At 75.4% G+C, this 11,888-nt stretch carries 8 protein-coding genes and 1 pseudogene; 7 read left to right on the top strand and 2 right to left on the bottom strand.

The features are described from left to right. Nucleotides 1-92 precede the first annotated feature (92 nt). From B7L92_RS01065 to B7L92_RS01080, 4 genes are all read left to right on the top strand, one after another. Nucleotides 93-2,303, top strand: a complete 2,211-nt coding sequence (locus B7L92_RS01065) for a bifunctional glycosyltransferase/CDP-glycerol:glycerophosphate glycerophosphotransferase (protein WP_081235617.1) — start codon at nucleotides 93-95, stop codon at nucleotides 2,301-2,303. A 1-nt stretch (nucleotide 2,304) separates the two neighbouring features. Next, nucleotides 2,305-4,524, top strand: coding sequence for a bifunctional glycosyltransferase/CDP-glycerol:glycerophosphate glycerophosphotransferase (locus B7L92_RS01070; protein WP_081235618.1), 2,220 nt, complete (start codon nucleotides 2,305-2,307; stop codon nucleotides 4,522-4,524). Beyond that, the gene (locus tag B7L92_RS01075) at nucleotides 4,521-5,798 is read left to right on the top strand and encodes a hypothetical protein (RefSeq protein WP_081235619.1); all 1,278 of its coding nucleotides are present in this window, start codon (nucleotides 4,521-4,523) and stop codon (nucleotides 5,796-5,798) included. Before B7L92_RS01070 ends, B7L92_RS01075 begins: the two co-directional genes overlap by 4 nt. A 109-nt stretch (nucleotides 5,799-5,907) precedes the next feature. Continuing rightward, complete coding sequence (locus B7L92_RS01080) at nucleotides 5,908-7,452, top strand: hypothetical protein (RefSeq protein ID WP_081235620.1); 1,545 nt, start codon at nucleotides 5,908-5,910, stop codon at nucleotides 7,450-7,452. 28 nt (nucleotides 7,453-7,480) lie between these two features. On the opposite strand, the gene B7L92_RS01085 is transcribed toward B7L92_RS01080, so the two are convergent. Continuing rightward, nucleotides 7,481-7,894, bottom strand: a complete 414-nt coding sequence (locus B7L92_RS01085) for an organic hydroperoxide resistance protein (protein WP_081235621.1) — start codon at nucleotides 7,892-7,894, stop codon at nucleotides 7,481-7,483. 126 nt (nucleotides 7,895-8,020) lie between these two features. Here B7L92_RS01085 and B7L92_RS01090 point away from each other — a divergent pair, with 126 nt between their 5' ends. The 3 genes from B7L92_RS01090 to galE all read left to right on the top strand — a co-directional run bounded on the left by B7L92_RS01090 (nucleotide 8,021) and on the right by galE (nucleotide 11,263). Beyond that, complete coding sequence (locus B7L92_RS01090) at nucleotides 8,021-8,503, top strand: MarR family winged helix-turn-helix transcriptional regulator (RefSeq protein WP_081235622.1); 483 nt, start codon at nucleotides 8,021-8,023, stop codon at nucleotides 8,501-8,503. Between the two features lie 124 nt (nucleotides 8,504-8,627). Beyond that, nucleotides 8,628-10,232 (top strand): glycosyltransferase family 2 protein, encoded by a 1,605-nt coding sequence (locus B7L92_RS01095; RefSeq protein ID WP_081235623.1) that lies wholly within the window; start codon nucleotides 8,628-8,630, stop codon nucleotides 10,230-10,232. 50 nt (nucleotides 10,233-10,282) lie between these two features. Next, a complete protein-coding gene (gene galE / locus B7L92_RS01100) occupies nucleotides 10,283-11,263 on the top strand; it encodes a UDP-glucose 4-epimerase GalE (RefSeq protein ID WP_081235624.1) in 981 nt (326 codons plus the stop codon). Between the two features lie 148 nt (nucleotides 11,264-11,411). Here galE and B7L92_RS01105 read toward each other — a convergent pair. Next, nucleotides 11,412-11,795 (bottom strand): annotated as a pseudogene (locus B7L92_RS01105) (TetR-like C-terminal domain-containing protein); the annotation flags it as partial. Nucleotides 11,796-11,888 lie beyond the last annotated feature (93 nt).

The following is an 11,888-nucleotide window of genomic DNA, read 5'->3' on the forward strand; positions in this document are numbered from 1 at the left end:
GGCCGCCCGCCCGGCGGCCGGCGGGGCGGCCCGGACGGCGCCCCGCCCGCTGAGGCGACGGGCGTCACGAGAACCCCAACGGAAAGAGCAGCATGCCCCGCTTCAGCATCATCGTCCCGTCCCACGGGGTCGCAGGCCGGCTGGCCCAGGCGCTGGACTCGGTGCTCGCCCAGTCCTTCGGTGACTTCGAGCTGATCCCCGTCTGCGACGCCCCCGGGTCCCCCGCGTCCGACGTCACCGCCCGGTACGCCGAGCGGGACTCCCGGGTGGCCCCGGTGCACGCGCCGCCGTCGGCCGGACTGGCGGGGGCGCGCAACACCGGGATGCGGCGGGCGACCGGGACGTACCTGCTGTTCCTCGACGGCGACGACCTCCTCGTACCGGGCGCGCTGGCGGCCCTGGACGCGCGCCTGGACCGGACCGGGCCGGTGGACGTGCTCTGCTTCGAGCACGAGCGCACGCCCTGGTGGGAGGGCGAACCGGGCAACCCGGCCGCCCCCCTGCTGGCGAAGGCACCGGACGGCGCCTTCGCCCCCGGCCGCGCCCCGCACCTCACCGGAGTGCAGCTCCCGGCGTGGAGCGCGGCCTGGCGCCGCGCCTTCGTCACCGAACGGGAACTGACCTTCCCCGACGGCCACTTCACGGACATCGGCTGGGGCGGCCTGGCGATGCTGAGCGCCGAGCGTGTGGCAGTGCTGCGCTCGGTCGTCGTACGGCACCTGCTGCGCCGGCAGGGCAGCCGGCTGAACCTCCCCGGTCCGCACCACGCCGAACTGCTGGACCAGACCGAGCTGGTGCTCGCCCGCGCCGCCGAACTGGGGTTGTCCGCCGAGCGGTCGGGGCCGCTGTTCGAGCAGCTCTTCGCCGCCGTGCTGAAGACGGCCGCCCGTCCCCGGCGGCTCCCGGCGGGGCACCGCGCGTTCTTCCGCCGGGCGAGCCTGCTCCACCGCCGACACCGGCCCGCCGGGTACCGGCTCCCGGGCGGCAGCCTCGGCGTGCAGCACCGGCTGCTGGCGGCCGGCTCCTACACGGCGTTCGCCGCCCTGCGCGACGCCCGCCGCGCGGTGGCGCGGGCGGTGACGGCGGTGCCGCGCCCCCGGGGCCTGCGCACCCGGCTGCTGTACCGGGTGCACCGGTGGCGCCCGCTGGACCCGAACCTCGCCGTGTACTGCGCGTACTGGGGCCGCGGCTACGCCTGCAACCCGGCCGCGATCCACGCCAGGGCCCGCGAACTCGCCCCGCACATCCGGGGGGTGTTCCTGGTGGAGGCCGACCGGGCGCACACCGTGCCGGAGGGCGTCGAGTACGCCGTCCTCGGCAGCCACCGCGCCTGGGAGGTCCTGGCCCGCGCCACGTACCTGATCAACAACGCCAACTTCGCGGAGGGCGTGGTCAAGCGCCCCGGCAGCGTCCACCTGCAGACCCAGCACGGCACCCCGCTGAAGACCATGGGCGTCGACCAGTCGACGTACCCGGTGGTGGCCGCCGCGACCGGCAGCTTCACCAAGCTGCTGGGCCGGGTGGACCGCTGGGACTACAACCTCTCCTCCAACCCCCACTCCACCCGCACCTGGGAGCGCGCCTTCCCCGGCTCCTACGAGCACCTCGAGTACGGCTATCCGCGCAACGACGTGTACTACACCGCCGGCGCCGAGGACGTGGCCCGCGTCCGCGCGGAGCTCGGCGTGCCGGAGGGGAGGATCGCCGTCCTGTACGCCCCCACCCACCGCGACCACCGCACCGGCTTCGAGACCGGCCTGGACCTGGAGGCGTTCTGCGAGGCGGCCGGCGAGGACGTGGTCGTCCTGCTGCGCGCCCACTACTTCTACGACCGGGGCGGCCGCGGGGGCGGCGGCCGGGCCAGCCGGATCATCGACGTGACCGCGCACCGCTCCTCGGAGGACGTGTGCCTGGCCGCCGACGCGCTGGTCACCGACTACTCGTCGATCATGTTCGACTACGCCAACCTGGACCGCCCGATCGTGGTGTACGCCGACGACTGGGACGTCTACCGGGAGACCCGGGGCGTCTGCTTCGACCTGATGGCCGAGCCGCCCGGACCGGTGGCCCGCACCCCCGACGAACTGGCCCGGGTGTTCCGGGACGGCTCCTGGGCGGGCGCGGAGTCGGCCGCGCTGCGGGCCCGGTTCCGGGAGCGGTTCTGCCCGTTCGACGACGGGCGGGCCGCCGAACGGGTGGTGCGCCGGGTGCTGCTCGGCGAGCCGCCGCAGGCGCTCCCGCCCGTGACCCCGCTCGCGGAACGTGTCCCGGCCCCCGCGGCCGCCGCCCTGGTGAGGAGCTGACGTGCCCCGCTTCAGCATCATCGTCCCCGTCTTCAAGGTGCGGGGATACCTGCAGGAGTGCCTCGACTCGGTGCTCGGGCAGTCGTACCTGGACCTCGAGGTGATCGCCGTCGACGACCGCTCGCCCGACGACTGCGGAGCGGTCCTCGACGCGTACGCGGCCCGCGACGAGCGCGTCCGGGTGCTGCACCTGCCCGAGAACGTGGGCCTGGGCCGCGCCCGCAACGCCGGCATGCCGCACGCGCGCGGCGACTACCTGTTCTTCCTCGACAGCGACGACACCCTCACCCCGGGCGCGCTGCGCGCGCTGGCCGACCGCCTCGACGAGACGGGCGACCCGGACGTGCTGGTCTTCGACTACGCCCGCGCCCACTGGTGGGGCGGCACCCGCCGCAACGTGCTGGCGCACCTGCTCGCCACCGAGGACGTCTTCACGGCCGCCGAGCGACCCGGGATCCTCGACCTGCTGATGGTGGTGTGGAACAAGGTCTACCGCCGCGACTTCGTCGAGCGGGAGGGCTTCGCCTTCCCGCCCGGCTACTACGAGGACACGCCCTGGACCTTCCCGGTGCTGCTCAGCGCGGAGCGCATCGCGACCCTGGACCGGATCTGCCTGTACTACCGGCAGCGCCGCCGGGGCAGCATCCTGTCCACCACCAGCCGCAAGCACTTCGACGTCCACGAGCAGTACGCGCGGGTCTTCCGGTTCGTCGACGCCCGCCCGGCGCTGGCGCACTGGCGGCCCTTCCTGCACGCCAAGATGGGCGAGCACTGTCTGGACATCCTGTCCAAGCCGGACCGCCTGCCCCCGGCCGACCGGGGTGAGTTCTTCCGCCGTACGGCCGAGATGTTCCGGGCGCACCGGCCCCCGGGCACCCGGGTCCCGGCCGAACTGCGGGTGCTGGAGGGGAGTTACACCGGGTACGTCCTGCGCCGGCAGGCCGGTCGGGCGGGCCGGGAGCTGGGGCGGCGGGCCCGGCAGGCGGGCACCGCCGCGGCGGCACGGGCCGCCCGGACCCGGTCCGTACTGCCGCCGCGCCGTCCGCTGGATCCGGACCTCGCCGTGTACTCGGCGTTCTCGCACCGGGGCGTGCTCGGCGACCCGGCGGCCGTCTTCCACGCGGCGCGCGAACTCGCCCCGCACATCCGGGGGGTGTGGGTGCTGGCCGACGGGGAGCAGGCGGCCGGGCTGCCGCCGGACGTGGAGTACGTGCTCCCGGACTCCGCCGACTACCGCCGGGTGACCGAGCGGGCCACCTACTTCGTCAACAACGTCAACTGGTCCGGCGCGCTGGTCAAGCGCCCGGGGAGCGTGCACATCCACACCCACCAGGGCACCCCGCTGCTGTACGCGGGCGCCGATCTGCTGGACCGGCCCGGCGCCCGGCTCGGCTTCGACGTGCCGCAGATGCTGCGCCGGGCGGACCGCTGGGACCACAGCCTGGTCGCCAACCGCCACTCCGAGCTGGTGTGGGAGCGGGCCTTCCCCTGCCACTTCACCTCCCTGCGCAGCGGCAGCCCGCGCAACGACGTGCTGGTCGGCGCCGGTCCGGAGCAGGGGCGCGCGGTCCGCGCCCGGCTCGGCATCCCGGACGGCGACACGGTGGTGCTGTACGCGCCGGCCCGCCGCGACTACCGCAGGGACGGGCTGGTGGAGCGGTTCGACCCGGCCCGGTTCGCCGCGGACCTGGGCCCCGGCCACACCCTCGTCGTGCGCCTGCACCCGTCCCTCGCCCGGGGTCCGGCGCGCGGGCTGGGCCTCGCGGAGCTGCACCGGCGGGGCGTGCTGGTCGACGCCACGGACGAGCCGCGGGTGCAGGACGTGATGCTCGCCTCCGACGTGCTGGTCACCGACTACTCGTCGCTCCTGTTCGACTACGCCAACCTGGACCGCCCGATCGTGGTCCACGCCGACGACCGGGACGCCGTCGCGGCGAGCCGGGGGTTCTACTTCGACATCACGGCCGAGCCACCGGGGCACGTCTCGCGCTCCTACCTCGAACTGGCGTGGCTGTTCTCCTCCGGGACGTGGCGGGACGAGGAGGCGGCACGACTGCGGTCCGCCTTCCGGGACCGGTTCTGCGAGTTCGACGACGGCCGGGCCGCCGAGCGGGTGGTGCGCACGCTGATGCTGGGCGAGCCGCTGCCGGACCGGACCGCGCACCCGGTCCCGGTGCCTTCCCAGGTCACCGGCCGTGCCGTGCTGCCCGCGCCGTCGTGAGGCCGCGCACCCGGGTCCTGCTCCTGGCCGCGGTCTTCGCGCTGCTGCAACTGGCGAACGTCACCGGCCGGGACACCCCCGACACCAAGAACTACCTGTCGTACGCGCTGAGCCTGGGCGGCGCGGACAAGCGGGAGGCGGCGGCCGCCGCCATCGACTACGTCTGCGCGGGCCGGGCGTCGATCGCGCACCGCGCGCAGAACGTGGACGTGGTGCGCTTCCACGCCCCGGACCCCGCCCCGCGCGTCCTCGAGGAGTGCCGGGAGCGGGAGTGGCGGCAGGTGGAGACCCGGCTGGCGGCCGGGCAGACCGGCGGGCACACCGTGCCGTTCATGCCGGAGCGCTTCATGCGGATCTTCGAGGCGCGGCCCGGCTACCCGGTGTTCCTGGTGCCGTTCGTGACGCTGCTCGGCGTGACCTGGGGCGTGTGGGCGGCGGGCGTGGTCGTCGCGTGCGCGGGCGGGGTGCTCGCCTTCCTGGTCCTGCGCACCCTGTCGGTGCCCGTGCCGCTCGCGCTCACCGGGCAGGCGCTGTTCTACGTCCTGCCGTGCGGGACGACCGCCCTGCGCCCGATGACCGAGGGGCTGCTGCTGGCCCTCACCCTGGCCGTGCTGTGGGGCTGCGCGCTGGTGCTGACGGGGCGCGGGACCCGGGCGGGCACCGCGCTCGTGGGCACCGCGCTGCTCGCGCTGTTCACCGTCAAGCACTCGCAGGCGCTGTTCCTCGGGCTGTGCCTGGCGGGTGCGGGCGCGGCGATCGCCGTACGGGGGCGGTGGCGGGGCGCGCCGCCGGAGCGCGCGGTGCGGGCGCTCACCGGGGTGGGGTGCGCGGGCGTGTTCGGCACGGTGCTGCTGGCCCGGGTCCTGCACCACCCGTCGATGGCGGAGAGCGTGCAGGACCTGCTCACCGATCACTTCGCCCGGCCCGACCGGGAGCGTCCGTGGGCGGAGTTCTTCCAGCTCCAGGGGAACTTCTGGACGGAGTGGCTGCGGCGGCGGCTCTGGGAGCCGGTGTTCCTGGCGTGCGTGGCGGCCGGTGCCTGGGGCGCGCGGCGGCGGCCGGTGTTCGGGGCCTTCCTGGTCGCCGCCGCCGGTACGGGGTTCCTCAACCAGGCCGGGCACCCGGACATCAACATCTGGGGCGACCGGCTGATCGTGCTGGCCTGGCTGCTGCCGGTGCTGGGCGTGCCCCAGCTGCTGGAGCCGGTGCTCCGGGAACGGGTGGCGCTGCCGGAGCAGAAGCTCCGGCGGAGCCGGCGCGCCGAGGCCCGCTGAGGGCCGGACCGCCCCTCGCGTCACCCGATGAGGTGACGCCGGGTCATGTCGCCGGTCCGATCGGGAACATTGGGCAAATGCCTCGGACGCTCCTCTCCCCCGCCCTCCGGTGAGCGCCGGAGTCGTCGTCCGGCGCACCCTGCGCGGTGCCACGGCACTGCGCGGCGGCGGCGCCTGGCGCCCCACGCCGTACCAGCTCTTCGGCTTCCTCTTCTGGCTCGTGATGTCGCTGGCGTACTGGCGCGTGCCGCTGTGCTGCGACGCCGGGCAGCACGCGGCGGTCGTCGAACGCCTCCGGGCCGACCTGCTGCGTCCCCGGCATCCGACGGCGGACCTGCCGGGCGCGGGCAGCGCCTACTACTCGCCGTTCGCCCTGGTCCAGGGCGCGTTCGCCCGGCTGACCGGGCTGGGCGGCTGGGAGGTGGTCCGGCTCACCGGGCCGCTGAACCTGCTGGTGCTGCTGACCGGGATCGGCCGCTTCGTCCGCGTGCTGACCCCGCGCCCCTGGGCGCCGGTGCTGGCGCTCGCCGCGATGACGCTGCTGTGGGGCACGGAGCGGGCCTGGTGGAGCGGCTATCTGGGCCTGATGTCGATGACGGGCACCCTGCCGTACCCGTCGGCGTTCGCGATCGGGCTCACCTTCTGGGCGTGGGCGCTGACGGGGGCGCGGGCCCGGGACGCGGCGGCCGTGCGGTACGTCGGTCCGGGCGGGCTGCGCCCGCCGTCCGGGTACGCGGCGCTGGGCGTGCTGTACGGGCTGATCCTGCTGGTGCACCCGATCACCGCGGTGGCGGCGGCGCTGGGCGCGGTGGCGCTGGTCGCCGGGCGGCAGCGGTACTGGGAGCGGGCGCTCGTGGGGCGGTGGGCGCTCGCGGGTGCGGTGGCGGTGGCGGTCGCCGCGTGCTGGCCGTACTTCGACGTGTTCGCGCTGGCCGGGGACGACAGCGTGGACGCGATGCACCGGCGGCTGTACCTGGACCTCGGGGGGCAGTTCTGGCTGGCGCTGCTCGGGCTCCCGGCGCTGTGGCTGCGGGCGCGGCGCACCGCGGGGCGCGATCCGCTGGTGCTGATGTTCGCGCTGGACTGCCTGGTGGTGGCGTACGGCTGGGTGAGCGGTCACTACACCTACGGCAGGATCCTCGGGCTGACGCTGGTGCCGTTGCAGTTCGCGCTCGCGGTGGAGCTGGCGGCGGCCCGGCCGTGGCCGGTGTGGCGGCGGGTGCTGGGCGGGGCCGCGGCGGCGGGGGCCTGCGCCGGGTTCCTGACCGTGCAGGCCGGGGCGGTGGTGCCGGCCGGCTTCGCGCAGCCGCCCGACTGGCCGGAGTACGCGTGGGCCGCACGGCACATCGGGCCGGGCGAGGTGGTCATCACCGACGGCTACCACGCCGTCCACGCGCTCGCGGGGTACGGCCCGAACCTCGCCGCGCCCGCCTGGCCGGACGCGTCCCTGGACGAACGGGAGCGCGAGCGGCGGGTGGCCGACGTGCGCGCGTACCTCGACCCCGGCTCGACCCGCGCCGACCGCGCCGCGATCGTCCGCCGGTACCACGCGCGCTGGCTGCTGCTGACGCCCCGGCAGCGGGTGCCCGAGGAGGCGGTGGTGGTGACGTGGAGCCGGCGGACGGGGGAGGTGCTGGCGCGGATCGGGGGGTGAGCGGCGGGCGGCCGGTGCCGCCCGGCGGTCACTCGATGACGAGGTCGACCGGGATGTTGCCGCGGGTGGCGTTGGAGTAGGGGCAGACCTGGTGGGCCTGCTCGACCAGCTTGCGGCCGGTCTCCCCGTCCACGCCCTCGGGCAGCTCGACGCGCAGCGTCACCGCGAGCGCGAAGCCCTCGCCCTGCTTGCCGATGCCGACCTCGGCGGTCACCGAGGCGTCCTTCACGTCGACCTTCGCGGCGCGGCCGACCGCGCCGAGGGCGCTGCCGAAGCAGGCCGCGTAACCGGCGGCGAAGAGCTGCTCCGGGTTGGTCCCCCGGCCGTCGCCGCCCAGCTCCACGGGGGCGCTCAGCCCGACGTCGATCTTGCCGTCGGAGGTGACGGCGCGGCCCTCGCGGCCGTGGGTGGCGGTGGCGACAGCGGTGTAGAGCGCGTCCATGGGGAAACCCTTCCCTCTCGATGACTGGTGGGCGGGGCGGCCTGCTCGGCCTCCTCCGCGACCACAAGTAGAGCACACGATTTAATTGCGCACAACTCAATGGCCCCCGAGAGCTACCCTGGAGCCATGACACCGACCCCGACTCCCACGACCCCGGCGGCCCCCGCCGACGACTGGCTCCGCCTCGACCAGCAGATCTGCTTCTCCCTGCACGCCGCGTCCCGCGCCTTCAACGGCGTCTACCGGGGGATCCTCAAGGACCTCGGACTCACCTATCCGCAGTACCTGGTGATGCTGGTGCTGTGGGAGCACGGCACCCTGCCCGTGAAGAAGCTCGGCGAACACCTGCGACTCGACTCCGGCACGCTGTCCCCGCTGCTCAAGCGGCTGGAGGCGGCCGGACTGGTGCGCCGGGAGCGCAGTGCGCGCGACGAGCGCTCGGTGGAGGTGCGGCCGACCGAGGAGGGCGCCGCGCTGCGCGAGCGGGCCCTGGAGGTGCCGCGGCGGATCACCGCCGCGACCGGCTTCGGGATCGACGAGGTCCACGCCCTGCGGGCCCACCTCGACCGGCTCACCGCGGCCCTGGACGCGGCGGCGGAGAACGCGTAGGGCACCGGCCGGCGCGAAGGCGCCCACCGTCCGCCCCCCCCTCGTCGACCGCCGTGCCGACGTGTACGGAACGTCCCCGAACGGGCAAAAGGCCAACGAACCGCCCATACGCCCCGAGGACGCCATGCACCCCCACCACTCCCAGGTCTCCGTCGTGGTCATCGGCCACGACGACGCCGCCCATGTGACCGACGCCGTGCACTCGGCCCTCGGACAGGGGCCCGCCGTGCGCGAGGTCGTCGTCGTCGACGACTGCTCGACGGACGGCAGCGCCGATCTGCTGGACCGGCTGGCCGCCGACGAGCCGCGCCTGCGGGTGATCCGCCTTCCCGTCAACAGCGGCGGCTGCGGCACCCCGCGCAACACCGGGCTCGACGCGGTGACCTCGCCCCACGTGATGTTCCTGGACAGCGACGACGTCCTCCCGCCCGGCGCGGTGGACGCCCTGCTCACCGCGGCGACCGGGGCGGGCGCCCAGGTCGCGGGCGGTCTGTGCGTACGGCGGGAGCTGCCGTCGGGGCGCGAGGTGCCGTGGGAGCCGGACCTGTACGCCGCGCCCGCCGTGCTCGCGCGCCCGGCGCGCCACCCGCGCCTGGTCCACGACACCCTCTGCGTCAACAAGCTCTACGCCACGGCCTTCCTGCGCGAGCACGGCATCCGCTTCCCCGACGGCCGCTTCCCCTACGAGGACTTCGTCTTCACCGCGCGCGTGTGGGCCGCCGCCCCGCGCGTCGCCCTGATCCCGGACCGGGTGTACGTCTGGCACGTCCGCCGGTCCGCCCGGCGGCTGTCGATCTCGCTGGACCGCGCGGGCATCGACAACTGGCGGGCCCGCACGCACGCCTGCCGCACGGCCCACGCCGTCCTGCTGGACGCCGGGCAGAAACGGCTGGCGCGCGGGGCGCGGGCCAAGTTCCTCGACCGCGAGCTGCGCATGTACGCGCGCGAGCTGCCGCTGCGCGACGAGGACTACCGGCGCCGGTGGTGGGCGCACACCCGGGCCTTCCTCGCGGACTACGACGCGGACGACTGGACGCGCGACCCGGTCTCACCGGGTCGGCTGATCGGACGGGTGGTGCTGGCCTCCCCGGAGCCGCGCGACCTGCCCCGCCTGCGGGAACTGGCCGCCCGCCCGGCCCGGCTGTGCCCGCCCTACGCCCGCGCGCAGGACGGCACCCCCTGCTGGTCGGCCGACCTGCCCGGGCTCACCCTGGAGCCGCTGCTGACCCGTCCCGTGCCCCGGTTGCCGCTCGCCGTGGACGCGGAACTGCGCCCCCGCGCGGGGAGCGGCTTCCGGCTGCGGCTGCGCCTGCACGAGCTGTACGGGCGGGTGGCCGCGGCGGGGCCGGAGTCGGTGGAGGTGGAGTGGCGGCACCGCGAGCGGGACGGCGTGGCCGTCCGCCGCACGGTCCCCCTGCGGGCGTCCGCCGGGGGCGTCTGGTCCGCGGAGACGGCCGTACCGCCGAACCGGTTGGCCGCGCTCGGCACGGGCGCCTGGGACCTGCGGCTGTGCGTGCGCTTCCGGGACGGGTCGGGCCGCCGCGTCACCGCGCACGCGCTCGCCGGACCCGGGCTGCTGCGCCGCCGCGCGGTGCCGAGCCCCCGGCACGGCGTGGTGCTGGTGCGGCCGTACGCCACGCACTCGGGCGCGCTGGCCCTGCGGGTGGCGACCGGCGCACGCGGTGTCGTCTCGGTCCTGCGCGGCAGGCTGTGGCGCCTGCTTCACTGAGAGCCGGTGCACCGGTACAAAGGGGACCAATGACGAGGGGACGGCCATCCATGACCTGGTTGATCACCGGCGGCGCCGGCTACATCGGGGCGCACGTCGTACGGGCGATGACCGAGGCGGGAGAACGGGTGGTGGTGTACGACGACCTGTCCACCGGTCTCGCCGACCGGGTGCCGGACGGGGTGCCGCTGGTGGTCGGCTCGACCCTGGACGGCGAGCGGGTGGCGCGCGCCCTCGCCGGGCACGGGGTCTCCGGCGTCGTCCACCTGGCGGCGAAGAAGCAGGTGGGCGAGTCGGTGGAGAGGCCCCTGCACTACTACCGGGAGAACGTCGAGGGCCTGCGCGTCCTGCTGGAGGCGGTGACGGCGGCCGGGGTGACGTCCTTCGTGTTCTCGTCCTCGGCGGCGGTGTACGGCATGCCGGACGTGGAGGTGGTCACGGAGGAGACCCCCTGCGTGCCCCTGTCGCCCTACGGCGAGACCAAGCTGGCCGGCGAGTGGCTGGTCCGCGCGACCGGCAGGGCGGCCGGGCTGTCCACGGCCTGCCTGCGCTACTTCAACGTGGCCGGCGCGGCGGGCCCCGGCCTCGCCGACGCGGGCGCGTTCAACCTGATCCCCATGGTCTTCGAGAAGCTGACCGGGAACGCCTCCCCGCGCATCCTCGGCGACGACTACCCGACCCCGGACGGCACCTGCGTCCGCGACTACATCCACGTCGTCGACCTGGCCGAGGCCCATGTGGCGGCGGCCCGCGCGCTGCGCTCCTCCCCCGGCCGGGACCTCACCCTCAACATCGGCAGCGGTGAGGGCGTCTCGGTCCGCGGGATGATCGACCGCATCAACGTGCTCACCGGCCACGACCGCCCGCCGGTGATCGCCGCCCGCCGCCCCGGCGACCCGGCGCGCGTCGTCGCCTCCGCCGACCGCGCGGCCGCCGAGCTCGGCTGGAAGCCCCGTCACGGCGTCGACGACATGATCACCTCGGCCTGGGCCGGCTGGCTCCAACGCCACCCGGAGGCGGCGCGCGGATAACCCGCGCGGCCCCCCTCCGCCCCGGCCTCCTCCGAGCGCGCCCCGCGCACCACCGCAGGTCAAAAGGGCGCCGTGCGCGCCGCGGTCGACCCGGCGGACGGGAGACCGGCCCGAGGACGGGCGGCCCGGACGACGGGCGGCCGTCCTCTCACAGCGCCTTCAGCGCCTGGGTCGTCGCCCTCGCCAGCACCGCCAGGTACCCCTTCGGCGGCTTCGGGCCGCGGATCACCACCGAGCGCCAGTACAGCGGGCCCGAGATCAGGTCCAGGGCCAGGGCCTGGTCGGCGCCGGGGCGCAGTTCGCCGCGTTCCTCCGCCGCCGTGACGATGGACCTGGCGACCGAGTCCTGGCCCTCCCGCAGTGCCTTCTGCAGGGCCTCGGCGATGTCGGGGTTGCGGGCGGCCTCGGCCTGGAGGTCGGGGAGGATCTGCGAGGCGACGGGGTGGCGCAGGGCGCGGGAGGTGACCTCGTACAGCAGCCGCAGGTCGTTCTCGAGGGAGCCGGTGTCCGGCGCGGGCGTCGGCAAGACCGCGGTGTACCGCCGCTGGCGCTCCAAACTGCACCTGGTCCTCGACCTGATGTCCGCGCTCGCCGTCCAGGGCCTGCCCGCGCCGGACACCGGCTC

Source organism: Streptomyces viridosporus, assembly GCF_002078235.1.
Classification (GTDB): domain Bacteria; phylum Actinomycetota; class Actinomycetes; order Streptomycetales; family Streptomycetaceae; genus Streptomyces; species Streptomyces viridosporus.

What these genes read in the sequence shown, in the direction of transcription:
- galE (WP_081235624.1), top strand. Translation starts at nt 10,283, where the DNA reads ATGACCTGGTTGATCACCGGCGGCGCCGGCTACATCGGGGCGCACGTC.
- B7L92_RS01085 (WP_081235621.1), bottom strand. Translation starts at nt 7,894, where the DNA reads ATGGACGCGCTCTACACCGCTGTCGCCACCGCCACCCACGGCCGCGAG.
- B7L92_RS01090 (WP_081235622.1), top strand. Translation starts at nt 8,021, where the DNA reads ATGACACCGACCCCGACTCCCACGACCCCGGCGGCCCCCGCCGACGAC.
- B7L92_RS01095 (WP_081235623.1), top strand. Translation starts at nt 8,628, where the DNA reads ATGCACCCCCACCACTCCCAGGTCTCCGTCGTGGTCATCGGCCACGAC.
- B7L92_RS01065 (WP_081235617.1), top strand. Translation starts at nt 93, where the DNA reads ATGCCCCGCTTCAGCATCATCGTCCCGTCCCACGGGGTCGCAGGCCGG.